Origin of the sequence: Nostoc punctiforme PCC 73102 (assembly GCF_000020025.1) — a bacterium.
GTDB lineage: Bacteria > Cyanobacteriota > Cyanobacteriia > Cyanobacteriales > Nostocaceae > Nostoc > Nostoc punctiforme.
In genome coordinates this window covers 2,602,931-2,620,059 of sequence record NC_010628.1, presented here as the reverse complement: position 1 = coordinate 2,620,059, position 17,129 = coordinate 2,602,931, and the positions used below count along the sequence as shown (strand labels likewise).

The 17,129-nt window shown below is 40.3% G+C and carries 10 protein-coding genes and 5 pseudogenes; 4 read left to right on the top strand and 11 right to left on the bottom strand.

Annotation, left to right across the window (positions count from 1 at the left end; all coding sequences use genetic code 11):
• Nucleotides 1-15: 15 nt before the first annotated feature.
• Together NPUN_RS10800 and NPUN_RS10795 are read right to left on the bottom strand one after the other, a co-directional pair.
• Nucleotides 16-300: a hypothetical protein gene (locus NPUN_RS10800; protein WP_012408753.1), complete on the bottom strand. Its 285-nt coding sequence runs from the start codon at nt 298-300 to the stop codon at nt 16-18.
• 45 nt (nt 301-345) lie between these two features.
• Nucleotides 346-2,229, bottom strand: a complete 1,884-nt coding sequence (locus NPUN_RS10795) for an ArsA family ATPase (RefSeq protein ID WP_041565325.1) — start codon at nt 2,227-2,229, stop codon at nt 346-348.
• Between the two features lie 404 nt (nt 2,230-2,633).
• Here NPUN_RS10795 and NPUN_RS37500 point away from each other — a divergent pair, with 404 nt between their 5' ends.
• The 4 genes and pseudogenes from NPUN_RS37500 to NPUN_RS44075 all read left to right on the top strand — a co-directional run bounded on the left by NPUN_RS37500 (nt 2,634) and on the right by NPUN_RS44075 (nt 7,690).
• Entirely contained in the window at nt 2,634-5,888 is a 3,255-nt protein-coding gene (locus NPUN_RS37500) for a WD40 repeat domain-containing protein (protein WP_012408751.1), read from the top strand.
• Nucleotides 5,889-6,003: 115 nt separating this feature from the next.
• Nucleotides 6,004-6,279: pseudogene (locus NPUN_RS10785) on the top strand (DUF5009 domain-containing protein); the annotation flags it as partial.
• A 683-nt stretch (nt 6,280-6,962) separates the two neighbouring features.
• Nucleotides 6,963-7,154 (top strand): annotated as a pseudogene (locus NPUN_RS44740) (hypothetical protein); the annotation flags it as partial.
• 110 nt (nt 7,155-7,264) lie between these two features.
• On the top strand, nt 7,265-7,690 hold the full coding sequence (locus tag NPUN_RS44075; protein WP_052304580.1) for a bluetail domain-containing putative surface protein: 426 nt from the start codon (nt 7,265-7,267) through the stop codon (nt 7,688-7,690).
• A gap of 48 nt (nt 7,691-7,738) precedes the next feature.
• Here the strand turns inward: NPUN_RS44075 and NPUN_RS44990 are convergent.
• The 9 genes and pseudogenes from NPUN_RS44990 to NPUN_RS10740 all read right to left on the bottom strand — a co-directional run.
• Nucleotides 7,739-7,888 (bottom strand): annotated as a pseudogene (locus tag NPUN_RS44990) (ParM/StbA family protein); the annotation flags it as partial.
• Nucleotides 7,889-7,976: 88 nt separating this feature from the next.
• Nucleotides 7,977-8,273, bottom strand: a pseudogene (locus NPUN_RS44735) (hypothetical protein); the annotation flags it as partial.
• Between the two features lie 218 nt (nt 8,274-8,491).
• The gene (locus NPUN_RS10765) at nt 8,492-8,752 is read right to left on the bottom strand and encodes an acyl carrier protein (protein ID WP_012408749.1); all 261 of its coding nucleotides are present in this window, start codon (nt 8,750-8,752) and stop codon (nt 8,492-8,494) included.
• A 58-nt stretch (nt 8,753-8,810) separates the two neighbouring features.
• Complete coding sequence (locus NPUN_RS10760; RefSeq protein WP_012408748.1) at nt 8,811-10,532, bottom strand: fatty acyl-AMP ligase; 1,722 nt, start codon at nt 10,530-10,532, stop codon at nt 8,811-8,813.
• Nucleotide 10,533: 1 nt separating this feature from the next.
• Nucleotides 10,534-11,067 carry a GAF domain-containing protein gene (locus NPUN_RS43145; RefSeq protein WP_234711122.1) on the bottom strand — a complete coding sequence of 178 codons (534 nt, stop codon included), beginning with the start codon at nt 11,065-11,067 and terminating at the stop codon, nt 10,534-10,536.
• A gap of 117 nt (nt 11,068-11,184) precedes the next feature.
• A pseudogene (locus NPUN_RS43140) lies at nt 11,185-11,856 on the bottom strand (DevA family ABC transporter ATP-binding protein); the annotation flags it as partial.
• The gene (gene devC, locus NPUN_RS10750; RefSeq protein ID WP_012408746.1) at nt 11,853-13,037 is read right to left on the bottom strand and encodes an ABC transporter permease DevC; all 1,185 of its coding nucleotides are present in this window, start codon (nt 13,035-13,037) and stop codon (nt 11,853-11,855) included. The gene devC (NPUN_RS10750) and the pseudogene NPUN_RS43140, both read right to left, overlap by 4 nt.
• Before the next feature lie 2 nt (nt 13,038-13,039).
• On the bottom strand, nt 13,040-14,200 hold the full coding sequence (gene devC, locus NPUN_RS10745) for an ABC transporter permease DevC (protein ID WP_012408745.1): 1,161 nt from the start codon (nt 14,198-14,200) through the stop codon (nt 13,040-13,042).
• A complete protein-coding gene (locus NPUN_RS10740) occupies nt 14,187-17,129 on the bottom strand; it encodes an FAD-dependent oxidoreductase (RefSeq protein WP_012408744.1) in 2,943 nt (980 codons plus the stop codon). The genes devC (NPUN_RS10745) and NPUN_RS10740 overlap by 14 nt, the downstream gene beginning before the upstream one ends.

The following is a 17,129-nucleotide window of genomic DNA, read 5'->3' as shown; positions in this document are numbered from 1 at the left end:
CTGAAATCTTAGTACTTAGTATTCCAATGTTAGGGTGTTGAATTTTGGTGTATTGTTTTCTAAGTCAGTATTTGCTTGCTGATGGGTCATGTTCTCTTCAGGAATTGTTTGACTATTTAAAATAGCAAGACGCTGCTGAATCTGATGTCGGCGTGCTTCGAGTTTCTCTAGTTCCTCCTCTAAACGCTCCTTCTCTAACATCATTTTGTAAGCATTTAAGTAAACTGTTGCTTGAGAACGTTGAGGAGGCATGGTGCTAAGTTTGGCTTGAATTTGTCTGCGGTTTGGAGTGCGATGCATAATAAATTTCTCTTTGGGTATGGAAGTATTTAGTCTAATTAGCCGTTAAAATAAACAGCCGGCTGCTGCTTGGATGCGTTCTAAAGGCTGAACTGAGCGAGGAAGCATTGGTAAGCGAACCATTGTCAAACCTGGAAAATCGCAATTAATGGTTGCTGTAGAAGTAAAGCGGTTGAGAACAACGTAATTCTGGCTCACACCTATTTCTTGCATAGATTTGAACAGGCGTTGTTGTTCGGCAAGTACACTAGCCTGGTTAAGTGTAACCCCAATGAACTCTGTTTGTTGTGGGTCTTTTAAGACTTTTTGGGCTTTAACCACGCGCTGTCGCAAAGTTCTTAAACGCCCCATAAATTCTGTACGACCAAGGACATTCTGATACTTGATCCAGAGTTTGAAAATCCAAGCTAGCCAGTCTGCTAGTGCAGTTGGCATTTCGAGAAAACGCAGAAGATGACCTGTAGGAGCAGTGTCTAAAATAATCAAGTCTTCTTCTTGTTGCTCTAGCAATTCCATTACTGTTAACAGAGAAAGCATTTCATCAATTCCTGGTAAAGCTTGATCGACAATTTTACGCCAAGCAACAGGAGCATAGGCCATTTCAATAGTTTCGCTTGTTTGGGTTTCGCCACTCATCATTTGGGCCAGTTCCCACAGGTAATCGGCTCTGAATTGATCGAGAATGCGATCGCCATCTACTTCCTGACCTCGAAGATTAGCAGTTATTTGATATGGTTCGTGTCCTAAACTCAGACCAAAGGCATCGCCCAAGGAGTGGGCTGGATCGATGGAAACCATACGAATTTTGCGATCGGGATGTTGTTGAGCCATAGCCCAACCAATGGCAGCTGCTACTGTGGTTTTGCCTACTCCACCCTTACCGCCAATTAGTAACAGGCGACGACCTTTGGTGAGAAAATCTCCAAAGCTAGGAGGAATTGTTTCCGGCCATTGAACTGGGAGTAGATCGATAAAAGATAGCGGTTCAAGCTGAGGAACATGGATTTGGTCGATCAGATGGCTGAGGGCTAGAATCCCTAAAGGCTCCTCATCTTGCTGTGGCACAATAAACATCGGCTTTTCGTTAGCAAGAGCCGTATACTGGCCGATAAGTGGTTGTTGTTCTTGGTAACGATCTGGGTCAGTCGCACTGGCAAGGACTTGGTTAACAAACAACCCTCCGCAAGGAATCTGCATGGTTTGTAAGGCTTCTAGGAATCGTTTTGACTCCAACCAACTCATTGGTTCGGCGATCGCAACTAACAAACAAGCTGTATGGGTGGGATCTTGAAGCAGACGACGACCTTGTGACAGTTCAGCTTTCAGGGTTTGCAAAAAATCGTCAGCGCGATCGGGTGTGTAACTTCCAGCAAAGGTCTTGCTAATAATCCGATGCTTTTCTTGAAACAGTTCAAGAGAGTGGAGGAAAGTGTCTAAAAAATCCATCAATCCAAACAAGTTGAGAGTATGACCGCTAGGAGCCATATCAACTACTACTCTATCTACCTGCTGCTCGTTTAAAAGGCGTTGGATCTCTAACAAACCCATCAATTCGTCCAGTCCAGGCCAATTTAAATCCCAAACTGGAGACAAGTCTTCTCCTTCAACAAAACTACCGCGCTCCACTAACAGTTCTAAAACCTGACCATAACGTTCTTTAAAGTCTTGTAGCAGACGCTTTGCATCCAAAGCCCTTACTAGTAGATTGGGTAGTTCCGCTATGGGACGAGGAATGTCATCAACGCTAACTTGTAAGACATCTCCAAGAGAGTGAGCCGGATCGGTTGAGATTAAAAGAATTTGCTCATTAGCAAATTTCTGCGCCCAACGACATGCAAAGGTGCAGGAGATTGTCGTTTTTCCGACTCCACCTTTGCCGCTAAACATAGCAAGGTGTAGGTTATCAAAAAGTTCCATCCCGTTTGTCATTTTTGGCGTTTTAGGATAAAGTTACTACATATTTTTGAAAGTTACTTAAGTAATTTTGCTGAATAAAGGTATTTAAAACTAGTCTTGGCGACTAGAAGTCGCGGCTATACAGACAAAACCCGCCTGCGCGGGTTAAGATTCTTACTTTTTCATTAGTCCACGGAGGTGGACTTCGCCTGTGTACCTGCGAATTATATTCGCCCAAATTGATAGAGAGCAAGAATTGTATTTTCTTCCTTCTGCCTCCTGCTTGGTTGGTGAGCGTTCGCGTAGCGTCTCGCAGAGAAGTCGAACCACTGCCTTTCTTCGGTAATTAATTTTGTTGAGTTACTTACAAAGATTAGCCGAGGAACTATAACTGAGGTAAAGATTTAGCCAGAGATGTCCAAAGGTAAGGAGATAAGATGGTTAACAGTTCTAAAGGCGATATAAATATTGGGTATAATGTCCAAGGTATTTCTGAATACGACTTTTTTTCTGACAGTAATTTTGAGGACATTCATTGTCGTCCACTTAAAACAGACTCTCCCTACTTAGGACTAAAAACTTTTGAACTTAAAGATAAAGACAACTTTTTTGGTCGGGAGAAGTGGATTGCTAATCTGGGCGATCGCTTAAAAAAAGATAATGTACTCTTGCTTTTAGGAGCATCAGACACTGGCAAATCATCATTGATTCGGGCAGGTTTAATTCCTTATTTAGGATCTCATAAAAAATCATTAATTAATATAAGTTTTCACCCAGATGAAAGTCCTTTTAAATCTATTTATCAGTGTCTTGCTTCTACTTTTGGTAAAAAATCGCCAATAGCGGATATTGCTCGAGAAATAAGAGCAAATACCCTAATTAAAATTGTCACATTCCTCAAACAAGATTATCAGCACGTTCTGATTTTTATTGACCAATTTGAAGAACTGTTTACAAAAACTCAAAAACCGGAACGCGATAAATTTGTTGCTAGTCTCTTTCAACTGTTCCAGCAGCAGGATAGCTCTGTCAAAATTGTTTTAACAATGCAGTCTGATTTTTTGGATAGATTTAGTGAGTATCCCCAACTTGCGAAGATCCACGATCGCTATAGTCGTATAGTCACTAGAATGAGCGATGGAGAATTAAAGTTAGCGATCGCTGAACCTGCTGCTAGAAATGGCGTTACCTTTGAACAAGGATTAGTTGAGCAAATTATTCATGATTTTCACCAACAAAATGATTATTTACCACTTCTGGCATACACCCTGAATTTATTGTGGGAAAAGGAAAATATTGCAAACCGGGTTCTGAAGACAAAGACTTATAAAGAACTAAAAGAGCAAACGTTTGGTTATTTAAGCGAACAAGCTAATCAATTTATTAATGCTAGTGTTGGATGGCGCGATCGCCAGGAACAAGAGATTCAAAAGTTAAACCTTGCACTGACTGAATTAAAACTGCGCGAGCAATCCGCCAGGGTTTTGAATTTACTTCCTGTCCAACCACTAGAGGGTTTGGTGCTGGCAATTCAAACAATGGGTGAGAATCTAGAGAAATACCCAAACCAGCTTCTAGCTCCTGTTTTGGGAAGCTTAAAGGAAGCAATGAACACACCCACAGAGGCAAATAGCTTGCGTGGACACGAGCAAGAAGTGAATTGTGTAGCCTTTAGTCCTGATGGCAAGTTTATTGCTAGTGGGAGTAGCGATTCTACGCTGTGCTTGTGGAATATCATTGGCAATCCTACTGCTCAATTTTTGTGTGGACACGAGCAAGAGGTTAATTGTATAGCCTTTAGTCCTGATGGCAAGTTTATTGCTAGTGGCAGTATTGACGGAATTTTGTGTTTATGGGATCTACAAGGTAATCTCATTACTCAACCGTGGCAGGGACATGAGGAAGGAGTTATTTCCGTCGCCTTTAGCCCAAATAGCGATGGCTGCGCCAACCCCTCTGGGGTAAGCATTGTCAGTGTTGGTTTTGACGGAACGGTGTGTTTGTGGGATTTACAAGGTAACGCCATTACTCAACCTTGGCGCGGACACAAGGAAGGAGTTATTTCCGTCGCCTTTAGCCCAAATGGCGATTGCATTATCAGTGTTGGTTTTGACGGAACGGTATGTTTGTGGGATTTAGAAGGTAACACCATCACTCAACCCTGGCACAAACATGAGGCAAAAATTATTTGCGCCACCTTTAGCCCCGATCGCAAGTTTATTGTCAGTGGTGGTAGTGATTCTACAGTGCGGTTGTGGGACATACAAGGTAATCCCATCGGTCAACCTTGGCACGGGCATGAAGGACATGTAAATTCTGTAGCGTTTAGCCCTGATGGCAAGTTTATTATTAGTGGTAGCTGCGATCGGACAATACGCTTGTGGAATATCAATGGCAACTCTATCACTCAAACTTGGCGCGGACATGAAGGAGAGGTTAATTCCCTAGCCTTTAGCCCCGATGGCAAGCTGATTATCAGTGGTGGCGATCGCACTGTGCGTTTGTGGGAGCTACATCAAATACTACAAGATCGGGTCATCGGGCGATCGCAGCGCAAATATGAGAATTGGGTCAATTCTGTAGCCTTTAGCCCTGATGGTCAGTGGATTGTCAGTGCCAGCAATGATTCGACAATCCGCTTGTGGGATAGCAATGGCAACCCCACTGGTCAACCTTGGCAGGGACATGAAAAAGAAGTTAATTCTGTCGCCTTTAGCCCTGATGGTCAGTGGATTGTCAGTGCCAGTAATGATTCGACAATCCGCTTGTGGGATAGCAATGGCAACCCCATTGGTCAACCTTGGCAGGGACATGAAAAAGAAGTTAATTCTGTCGCCTTTAGCCCTGATGGTCAGTGGATTGTCAGTGCCAGTAATGATTCGACAATCCGCTTGTGGGATAGCAATGGCAACCCCATTGGTCAACCTTGGCAGGGACATGAAAAAGAAGTTAATTCTGTCGCCTTTAGCCCTGATGGTCAGTGGATTGTCAGTGCCAGTAATGATTCGACAGTGCGCTTGTGGGATAGCAATGGCAACCCCACTGGTCAACCTTGGCAGGGACATGAAAAAGAAGTTAATTCTGTCGCCTTTAGCCCTGATGGTCAGTGGATTATCAGTGCCAGCAATGATTCGACAATCCGCTTGTGGGATAGCAATGGCAACCCCATTGGTCAACCTTGGCAGGGACATGAAAAAGAAGTTAATTCTGTCGCCTTTAGCCCTGATGGTCAGTGGATTATCAGTGCCAGCAATGATTCGACAATCCGCTTGTGGGATAGCAATGGCAACCCCATTGGTCAACCTTGGCGCGGACATGAGTATTGGGTAAATTCCGCAGCTTTTAGCCCTGATGGTCAGTGGATTGCCAGTGGTAGTCTTGATGGAACAGTCCGCTTGTGGCACTGTGGGTGGCAAGAATGGTTGCAAGTTTGCTGCAACAGGTTACATTATCATCCCGTCTTTCAAAATCCTGAAAATGGTAGCGATCTAGAAATTGCTCACCAAACTTGTCAAAAATATGTATGGAATCCACAATTCCCTAAACAGTTGCACAACCAAGGTGCAGCCAAGCTAAAAGAGAAAGCTTTTTCAGCAGCTTTGGAGGACTTTAAGCTAACAGTTCAACTTAATTTCATATCGCACTGGAAAGATCGCCTTGCTTGGCAATCAGTACCCACAGAGAACCAATAACTGGGCCTACTCATCAAAGGTTTTGTGCGTAGAGCGGTACAACCTGCGATCGCCTGTTTATTCCTAATTTTCCTGATTACATTGTTTGTCTAAGTTGTCAATGCGTAACTTCTAAACAGGTTGGGCATTATTGTTGCTAGCAGCTTGTTATGAACTCATTGAAGTAAGGTTAATACGTCGCTGGGGTAAGCCTTTTGAAATTATGGGTTTAAATGTGATCGCTCTTTTTGTTGTGTCTGTTTTATTGATTAAAATCTTAGTCAAAACCACTATTGGTATGGGAGAAAATGCTCCTAGTACCTACAATTGGATTTACCAGAATTTTTTCGCATCTTGGGCAGGGGCGCTGAATGGTTCCCTATTTTTTGGAATAGTCACCGTGTTATTGTGATGGGCTGTTGGTGTTGTGATGTATTGCCAACGCTGGTTTGTGAAAGTGTAAGTAAAAATTAAGCGATTGCACTTCAAGTTTCTTCAAAGTGCGATCGTTGTTGTGTATCAGTATAACGGTTTCAAAAAACCAAACTATATAAATAAAAATAAAATAGGTCAAAAGCCTATCTAATTGTGCCTTTAGCATAGTTGCGTTCTGTTTTATCCCAATAATAAATATTCACACCCACCAACTTAATTGTGCATATTTATCAGTTCCCATTGGTATAAAAGTTGGCAGATTCTAGAGAATTGATATTAGAAGTTAAGGATTACGAGTGCTTGGGGAGATCCAAGAAATAAAATGCCCAACCGTATCAATAATATTTTTGGCACAACCGAGATATCTAGGCGCTTTTGCCCTCAAGGCGAAAGCGACAGCTGGGCATTTTATTACTGGTAATGGCCTTGGCAGATTAATGAAAACTGAGAAATTTTTCGCTCAAAAATTTCTTAGTTTCCATTAATTTTTGATGAAATTAGCTTCAATACATAATATTTAGCCGTAGTATACTATTGACGAATTATCGTCAATAAAAATTACTAAATAATTGGGTGCTGTTTCCATACCTTTTCTTTTAGGGGTAATGGAAATAATTTTGCTTTGTCAAAAAAAATAATCAGCAATTAATAAAGTGTTGTATGGAAAGTTTTCTGCCGCGCAGTCACGCCATGCCTTCATCGAGTGCGCCCAAACTAGAAATTAACTGTTCGCCGCACTTCATACCCTGGTTGCAAACGCAGTTTATTAGCCTGGCTTTCACTACTTATCAAACTAATCGGGTGTTTTTCATCGGTTGCAATGAGCAAGGGCGAGTAGCTGCTTACGAGCGATTGTTTGATAAACCAATGGGCGTCACCGAAGATGCCACTACCTCCAATTTGGCAATAACGGCCCCGACTACCTCGATGGCGGCAATGGCAATGATACCCTCATCGGCGGATTGGGCAACGATATTCTCCTGGGCGGTGGTAACGGTGATGACCTGTTAGTTGGCGGTGCTGGTGCTGATAATCTCACGGGCGGTAATGGGGCTGATACTTTCCGCTTCGCCTTGAGTGATTCGCTGCTGAGTAATTTTGACCGCATCACCGACCTGAAAATTGGCACAGATATCATCAATGGCCCCACTGCTGTTAGTGCCGCTAACCTAGCCGAACTGGGGGCGGTAAGTGCTTTAACCCAAGGCTCAATCAGCGCGGTGTTGACTAACGGTAGCTTTGTTGCCAACCGTGCAGCCACCTTTAGCTATGGTAGCCGTACCTTCCTGGCGCTGAATAATGGCACGGCGGGTTTCCAAGATACCAGCAATGCGGTGATTGAGATTACCGGGTTTAGCGGTAGTTTGACGAATTTGGCGATCGCTTAAGTCAAATGAGTGCGATCGCACTTTGGGGAAACTTGAGGGGCGATCGCATTTGATATCAATGTCTCGGCTATATCTGGTGTGTCCCATTTCCAGTGCATACCCTACTTTCGATGGGTCTCCCAGCTTCTCGCCATTGAGATGTTTCATTTTCTGGGCAATCTCGTCGATGAGAACTTCTACCCCTAGTGGGTAAGGAGTATCTCAGATTTTGCACCTGGAAATAGTAATGTCAATTCCGTGACTAAGTGCTAGAGGTCGATCGCTTCTGGGCTAGTTTGTTAGACGACTATTTGCTAACTGGTTCAGCCTTTTCTACCGAGTCATCATTCAATCCTAGTGTCAGTTGCAAAGGAGTCCTGGATGGGTAAGCATTCACTACCTGTCGATAAACATCATAGTTAGTAGGTAGCATTTTCTGTTACTCACCTACACCATAAGTAATTTCATATTTCACCGTTTTCTGCAATTCTAGTTTGCCTGCTTCTTCTTGAGGTCTTTGGCGTTGTTCTACTTCATCAATACTTGGGCGTGGTGGCACAATTGGCGACCATAGTCCTTGATCGCCCGGTCCAATTGCTGCTCCTGCTTTCAGGGGGCGACAGAGGAGCTAAAGAGCTTGCTGTATAAGTGACATAGCTTTCAAACCCTGGCGATAAAACCTCTGCTTATTGCGAATAGAACCCATGAGTTCCTCAACCCATATTTGACACTCATGAAAAGCAGTTATCCAATTTTGTCCGTATAAACCTATCCAGAAATTACTGTTAAGTATAGACAGTTTACCGCGTCACGCAGAGCGAGTCAGGGATCGGTAGAACCGTTATTTTGAGCTAAATGTTGACTCAAAGCCTCAATGCTGGGATATTTGTAAACTATTTCAGAAGGAATACTAAACCCCAACCAATCTTCTAAATCCCCTACAACAGTAATAGCACTAACTGAATCTAAGCCATAGCTATCAAAGGATTTATGGATGTCTATCTGTGCGGGTTCTATTTCTAATAAATCAGCAATGTAAGAAATGAACCAAGCTTGAATTGCTTCTAAATTTTTGTTTTTCATTGTTCTACAAGAATGTATTGAATTTGTTTTTTGTCTATCTACGTAAAACCGCTCAAAATTATTTATTTTTACCCCATAACTCTAGGGTTCCGTTAATAAAAGCATTTCGGCAGGCATGACGCTGAATTTTGCCACTCGACGTTTTGCAAATACTACCCATTTTTATCAGTGCGATCGCATGGACTTGTAATTCATGCTGCTGTGCGATCGCAGTCCTAATCACTTCGGTAACAGCATCATTATCTAAGTTTCTGTAATGACGGTCTATTTCTTGTACAATCGCTAATCTTTCTTCCCCTTTGCTATCAATTGTAAAAGCTGCCCCGGCTCCGAGTATTAATGCCTCGTGACTATCGGCTACAGTCATCTCAATGTCTTGAGGATAATGGTTGCGACCGTGAATAATAATTAAATCCTTTAGACGACCAGTAATAAATAATTCACCATTATGCAGGAACCCCAAGTCTCCCGTGCGGAAAAACTGTTTTTTCGAGTCAGCAAGATTAGCCCGAAATACTTGCTCGGTTAGTTCGAGACGATTCCAGTAACCTTGAGTAATACTCGAACCCGCAACCCAGATTTCGCCAACTTCATCAGCAGCACAGCGAATTAAAGTTTCAGGATTTGCGATCGCAATTTCTTGATTAATGTAAGTCTGCCCACAACCGACCAAAGTTCGAGTTCCTTCGGTTCCTTGTGCTAAAACGATGCGGTTTTGCGCTAATTCATCTTCTCGAACTGTGATGTAAACGGGTGCATCTGTTTTTATTCCACCAGAAACAAATAAAGTTGTTTCTGCCATCCCATAACAAGGATAAAAAGCTTCTTTTCGGAAACCACAGGATGCAAAGGTGGATGAAAACTTTTCAATCGTTTCTACACGTACAGGTTCTGCTCCATTAAAAGCTACATTCCAACTGCTTAAATCGAGAGCAGATAGTTGTTGAGGAGTCACTTTTCGCATACACAAGTCAAAAGCAAAATTAGGGCCACCACTGGTAGTACCCTGGTAGCGGGAAATTGCTTCTAGCCAGCGAATTGGACGTTGCAGAAAAGCAACTGGAGACATGAGAATACAGCGAACACCCAAGTACAAAGGTTGCAGTACATTACCAATTAAACCCATATCATGATATAAGGGCAACCAGCCAACAATAATGGTTTTCTCTGTATTTTGAAAACCTGCCTGAATCATCTTTTGATTGTGGAGTAAATTTCCATGACTAACCATTACTCCCTTGGGTGTACCCGTAGAACCTGATGTGTATTGCAAAAATGCTAGGGAATCGCTATCTATTTCTGGCTGCTGCCATTTGTTGGCTAAATTATTATCAGTACTATCAGTAGTTAGCCAATTTAATGCTCTTAAATCAGGTAATTCCGCTAACTGTCGCTCTAAATTTGAGAGAACAGCCGTATTCGTCAGTACTATACTAGCCTCTGCATCAGCAACAATTGACTGAAGTCGTTGTAAAGAGCGATTTGGACGAGGTGGATAAGCTGGAACTGCGATCGCACCAGCATACAGACATCCGAAGAAAGCTGCAATATACTCTAAGCCCGGTGGATACAACAGCAGAACTTGCTCTTTGAATTGCAAATAAGCGGCAATAGTTTGAGCTTGTTTATCTAATTGTGCATAAGTTAAGTTAACTGTATCTTTTTCACCCTCTAGTAAAAATGTATAAGCTATTTCGTCGGGTTGCGAAAATGCTCTAAAGCGGAGCAGTTCAATTAATGTTGCAAATTTTTCTGAAGCCAAATCCGGGCAAATAATCATGTTAATATTTACCACTTATTGAGGTTTTATGTAATTTTTGTAAATGACACCACATATCAAAAATAGCTGAAATCTGTTGAGAGAATTCACCTAATAGCTGCTCGTCTTTACGATCGAAACAGTTATTACCAATCTTATTTAAAACTTGTGAAATTGCCAAGACTTTACTTTGACTATTTAAAATTGGTAAGCATAAAATATTTCGAGTTTGATATCCAGTTTGTTCGTCAATTGCTGGGCTATAGCGGTAATCTTGCAAAGCTATGGGAATATTCAAGCATTCTCTAGTTGCTGCCACATGAGCAGCAACACCAAAATGAGCAGTTATGCCAACTTTTAAAATTTTTTTGCGATTACTCTGAATAATTTCTGACCACAAGTTTCCAGAAGTATCATCTACTATAAAAATAGTGCTTCGCTCGGCTTGTAATAAATGTGTAATTTTCAAAGTTATTGCCTCGATAATTTCTTCTAAACACTTTCCTGTAGCTTCATTATCGATTAAGCTTAAAAAACTTTGAAATTCTCCTGTCACTTGCTGAAGTAAACTTAAAAAATCTTTTAATGACAAATCTTCAACATGATTAATCAACTCACCTTTTAAACTTGCCAACCGATGAGAATTATTTGAAGATGTATTTTTTGATGAGGTAAGAAATCCATCTTCCAAACTAATAATTCTATCTGCAACATCAAGGATGCGGTTATCGTGAGTCACTAATAAAATTGCACAACCTTGCTGTTTTGCTAGATATTGAAGCATTTCGACAACATCTCGCCCGCTTTTTTTATCCAAAGCAGCTGTGGGTTCGTCCGCAAGAATGACACTAGGGTTTGTAACAAGAGCGCGTGCGATCGCTACCCTTTGTTTTTGTCCTCCAGACATTTGATTGGGATAATAATTAACCCGTTCGCCTAGTCCTACCATTTCTAGTATTGCTTGCGCTTTTCGTTCAGCTTCTCGTTTAGAAATACCCCCATGCAAAGCTAATGACATTTGTACGTTCTGGCTAGCTGTTAAAGAAGTTAGTAAATTATGAGCTTGAAATATAAAACCAATATTTTTTCTGACATTTTCTAATAGTTTATTATTAGCTCGATTTAACTCTTGTCCTAAAACTGTCAAGCTACCTTCTTGAACTGAACTCAACGCACCAATTAAATTTAATAGGGTAGTTTTTCCCGAACCCGAAGGTCCAGTTACAATCACAATTTCTCCGGCTTGAATTTCTGTACTGATATCAAACAAGATTTGCTTTCGCAGTTGTCCCGTACCGTAATAATGATTAATTTTGCTAACTTTAATTATTGGTTCAATTCTCATGTTTTTTGCTCGTATACTTCTGCTGGGTCTAGTCCTTGTATTTTTTTGGCACCGATTAATCCTGCTAATATGCACATAAAAATCGTGAGAATTGCTACCAAGGAGGCAACACCAAGACTCATCTCCACTAATAAGCCAGTAGATTTTGCCATAACCTGATAAATTAATATGCTTGCAAATAAGCCTGGAAAAAAACCAATTATTGCTAAGATTGCTGACTGCAATACAATAATGGCAAACAAGTATGAATTAGAATATCCGATGGCTCTGAGAGTGCCGTATTGAGGTAAGTTATTATTAATATCTGTATAAATAATATTGTAAACAACAATTATGCCTACAAAAAAGCCAATTACTGTTCCTAAACCAAACATAAAACCAATGGGAGTAGATTTATCAAAATACTTGATATCTTGCTCTATAAATTCTTTTTTAGTCATGACTACAACATCTGGAGGCAAAGATTTATTGAGGATTTCTACCAAGTTTTTGACATTAAAATCGTGCGATTTAATCTTAATCAATCCAAAATCAACATCATCTAAGGAAGTACGAATGTTACCAAAATCCCCGTAAGGATGTCCGTGAAATATTCTTAGAAAATTCTGGTCGCTAGTAATTAAGTTTCCATCAGCAACAAAATCAGTCCCTAACTGAAAGTTTCCGATAATCTTCACCTTTCTGTCGAGTAATTCTACCTCTACTCCTGGTGTAATATCGCCAAAATCTTGACGAGATTTTTTATCTGCTATCACAGTATCTGGAAACTGTAAAGCATTAATATAATTAGGAATGTCGGGAATTGAAAAAGTTTGAGATTTTAAGTTATATCCAAAAATTCTGATGGGACGTTGACGTACTCCCCCTTGATTTTTCCAAATCCCAATAGCTAAATACAATGGTGAAACTGCTTGCACTCCATCAAATCCTTGGACTTGATATAATCTATTTTTCTTAAAAGTATAGTCATAAAAGCTAACGTATCGATGACGGCTAGTTAGGATTAAATCTGCATCCAAGCGATTGATAAACTCGACGCTACTTTGAAGCATTGCATTCCGAAATCCTAATTGGATAAACATTAGTACAACGGCAAAAACGACTGCACCTAATGCTGTGATAAAGCGTTGTCTATTATGAACTAAGTTAATCCAAGCTAAAGAAAACTTAAATAAGAGCATATTTATAAAACATCAGCGGGGTCAGTTGTTAAAACTTGGCGTAACGACAATAAAGCAGATATAGAACACATAATATTAGCTAATATGAAAACAAAACTAGCGCGTCCATAACTCATTTCCATTGGTAAACCTGTAGCTAAACGAGTTATAATATATAAACTTGAACTAATAAAAAATCCAGGTATAAAACCAAGAAAAGCAAGAATAACTGCTTCTTGTAAAACTACTTTAGATAATCTAAAGTTACTGTAACCAATTGCTTTTAATGTGGCATATTCGCTGAGATGCTCTGTAATATCGCTATAAAGAACTTGATAAACTATTACAGTTCCAACAATAAAAGCCATGATTGCCCCTGTACCGAAAATTATGCCGATAGAAGTTGATGTTAGCCAATAGTTTTTATCTCTTTCTCCAGCTTGTTCGCGGCTTAGAATTTCGACATCTTTTGGTAATACTTGCTTTAGATTTTGGATAATTTTATTGATATTGTCCCGATCGTTTACATTAATTAATCCTAAACTAATATCATTAAATGAACGACCAGTATAAAGACGAATAAAGTTTTGGTCGTTCATGACGACAGTCCCATCTGCCCGCAAACTATTTGTCATCGAAAAAAATCCAATTACTTCAATATCACGACCTCCCAGTTCAGTCTTTAAACCAACTTGCCGTGAACCAAATTCAGGTCGTGAATAGCGGTTGATTAATAACTTATCCTGGCTTTGCAGTTCTAGTCTATATTTATTAATCTCTGGGTCTTTAAATACTTTATCTTTAGGATTAAAGCCCATTGTCAATATTGAACGTGTGAACTTAGTTTCTGGATTGCGCCATTGTTTAAATGAAATATAAAAAGGTGCAACCGAAGCAACGCCAGGAATTGCTGCTGCTTGATATAAACGTTGCCGAGAAAATGGTAATGTATAGCTAGCTTCGAGCGATTTTGGAGAAATTAAAACAATGTCAAAGTTAAGATTATCGTAAATGAAAGTAGCTGTTTTGAGTACAGCGCCTAAAAATCCCAACTGCATAAAAATCAGAGTAACCGCGAAACCAATTGCAGAGAGTGCGACAAAAAATCGAGTTTTAGCGTGAATTAAATTCAGCCATGCTAATGCAGGTCCATCCCAAGTTTGAGCATTTTTACGGTTTCGCACCTATTTTCCCCGTATTATTTAACTGAATTCGGACATCGACTTGAAGATTACTAAAATTAGCAACCTGCTCGCTTTGTTGTAAACGAATTTTGACTTCGACAATTCGGGCATCTTTTTCTGCTGTTGGGTCATCGCCGATCGTGTTATTTTTAAATACGAGATTGCCAACTTTATCAACAGTTCCTTTAATTGGTTTAGTAAAAGCTGGACTAGTAATAACTGCCTCCTGACCAAATTTGACTTTACTCACATCGGTTTCGTATACTTCTGCAACAGCAAACATTTGCTGTGTATCACCTAGCTGTAAAATACTTTTTTGAGAAATTGCTTCACCAGTGTGGGCAAAAACTTTGAGAACTTTACCATCTTGAGGAGCGCGAATAATTGAACGTTCCAACTGAGCTTGTCCTAAAGCAAGATTATTTTTGGCAGGTTCTAGTCCGCTATGACTGTCCACTCTTGCTAAATTAACTTGGGAAGCTTTAAAAGCTGTTTGGGCAGTGCGAATATTAGATGAGCGAGCTTGAGCTAACTGTTCTAAAGTTGCTTTTGCTTGATTGAGATTTTCTTCAGCTTGACGGACAATTAATTGCTTATTATCAAAATCTTGTTTGGCGATCGCACCTTCTTGAGACAAATATTGAAAGCGATCGCGTGTTTTAACTACCTCGCTTAATTCCACTTCTGCTTTGCGAATCAAAGCTTGCTGTGATTTAATTTGTAGGAGTTGGGGTGTATTAACTTGTTCAATTTCTGACTGAGATTTTTCAGCTTCAACTTGACGCAGTAATGTATCAGTTTTAATTTGTTCTTGGATTTCACGAACTTTAGCTGCGGCTAAATTTCGGGTTTGCAGTCTTTCGTTATAACTCTCTAAATAAGCTAAAATTTGTCCATTTTTAACGTTATCTCCTTCCGCAACTTCCAAATGTCCAATTCGTTCCCCCACAGGACCAGCTACAGATATAATTTCTCCAGCTGGTTCCAAGCGTCCTAGTGCGATTACTTCTAACTTTTGGGATGCGATCGCATTGTCCTTCGGTTCGGGAGTAGTAACTTTTTTAGAGGTCAATAGGTAGGTAGTAGTACTTGATAAGGCAATAAGTGCAGCTACTGACGCTAGACCCAAAAAACCGAATTTACTAGGCTGCGATGATTCCGATCTTGTTAATATGCGGCTGCTACCAATCCTTGCTGGTGCTTTTGATGGTAACTCTTGCCAAGGAGCTGCTTCTAAAGTCGCAGACATGACCGAGTTAACTGGTGCGATACTCCCTCTGGGGATGTCTGATGCGATCGCATGATATTCATCAATATTTTCTTTGACAAATGTATCGGATGATAATAAGCGATTAGTATCGTTAAACACAGACAAAGAATTACTCAATAATAATGCTTCTTCTCTATCAATCACCACTAATTGCACGCTTGTTTTAGCACGGACAGTTGCAATGTGAGGACTATTTTCTATGACACTTGTTTCACCAAAGTGTTCGCCAGAACCGATAGTTTGAATAATTGTTTCCCCATTCGACATTTCTTGTAAAACTTCCACCTCTCCATTGCGGATTAAATACAAGCAACGACCAATATCTCCTTGTTTAACAATGACTTGTCCTGCCTGAAAATATGCTTTTTTTAAACTTTGCTTTTCTTGCACTTTCATGCTGATAATATCTCGACCTAAAAAAGGCCACATTGACCAATCGACTAGAAGTCGAAGCTTTCGCTCCCACGATGGAACAAAAATAAACAAAGCTATTCTCCAAGCAACCCAAGCATTAAACCCGTATAATGGCACACCTTTTAAATGTGCGATCGCGTGACGATTTCCCAGAGAAACAGCATCCCCAAGTCCAGTAAATTTATAAGCTTTTAGCTTTCTACTTTCGATCGAACGTAGAATATTGCCACCAATTTGATAGCCACAAGTCAAAGCATAAATAGCTAAGGGTGGACAAGTACCTCCTGTTGGTAAAGGAACCGCAGCACAATCTCCTCCTGCCCAAACATTATTTGTTCCTTTGACTCGGACAAACTCATCTGTAACAATTTTGCCGTATTTATCCCGTTCCAACGGTAGTTTGTCTAATAAAGGTGATTGTGCTGTTCCCGTACAACTAATAATTGTCCGAGTTGAAATTCGCTCTCCATTACTAAGTATTGCTTCTTCTGGTGTCGCGGCAACAATACGAGTATTAGTAATAATTTCTAAATTAGAGAATTCGTCATGGAGAAAGTTTTCAGCATACCTTACCAACTCTGGAAACCGTCGTACTAATTCGGATAAAATACGCTCTCCGCTATGAATAACTATTACCTTGATTTCATCAGGTGCAATTTGCCGATACTCCTTTTTAATTAAAAGACGGAAATGGTCAGCTAACTCAGTTGCAACTTCAATACCACCATAATTCCCTCCAGCAACTACAAAAGTTAGCAAACGCGATCGCTCTTCTGTGTCTGTTTCAATTTCCGCTAATTCCAACATTTGAATGATGTGATTGCGGATTTTATAACAGTCATTAAAAGATTTTAATTTCATTGCATGTTCAGCAATACCGGGATACCTCGATAAGTCATCCACCGAACCTAATGAAATCACCAAATGGTCATAAGATACTTCATATTGCCTTCCATCTAGAGAACGACTAGTAGTAATAACTTGCTTGATAACGTCTATGTTTTCAATTTCTGCATTATAAAAATATGCGGGTTCAAATATTCTTCTAGCTGGACTTGCAACCTGACTAGGTTGAATTTTCCCAGTCAACATCTCAGCAATAAACCCGTGATAAGTATGATAATTATCCCGACTGATAACAATCATCTCAACTTTTTTATATATAATGGCATTTCGCAGTGCTTTCGTTAACCACATGGCAACATAGCCACCACCCAGACAGACAACACGTATTGGATTACTCAT

Coding starts and splice junctions, on each gene's coding strand:
- NPUN_RS10800 (WP_012408753.1), bottom strand. CDS start 300: ATGCATCGCACTCCAAACCGCAGACAAATTCAAGCCAAACTTAGCACC.
- NPUN_RS10795 (WP_041565325.1), bottom strand. CDS start 2,229: ATGACAAACGGGATGGAACTTTTTGATAACCTACACCTTGCTATGTTT.
- NPUN_RS37500 (WP_012408751.1), top strand. CDS start 2,634: ATGGTTAACAGTTCTAAAGGCGATATAAATATTGGGTATAATGTCCAA.
- NPUN_RS10765 (WP_012408749.1), bottom strand. CDS start 8,752: ATGAAAAACAAAAATTTAGAAGCAATTCAAGCTTGGTTCATTTCTTAC.
- NPUN_RS10760 (WP_012408748.1), bottom strand. CDS start 10,532: ATGATTATTTGCCCGGATTTGGCTTCAGAAAAATTTGCAACATTAATT.
- devC (WP_012408746.1), bottom strand. CDS start 13,037: ATGCTCTTATTTAAGTTTTCTTTAGCTTGGATTAACTTAGTTCATAAT.
- NPUN_RS10740 (WP_012408744.1), bottom strand. CDS start 17,129: ATGAGTAATCCAATACGTGTTGTCTGTCTGGGTGGTGGCTATGTTGCC.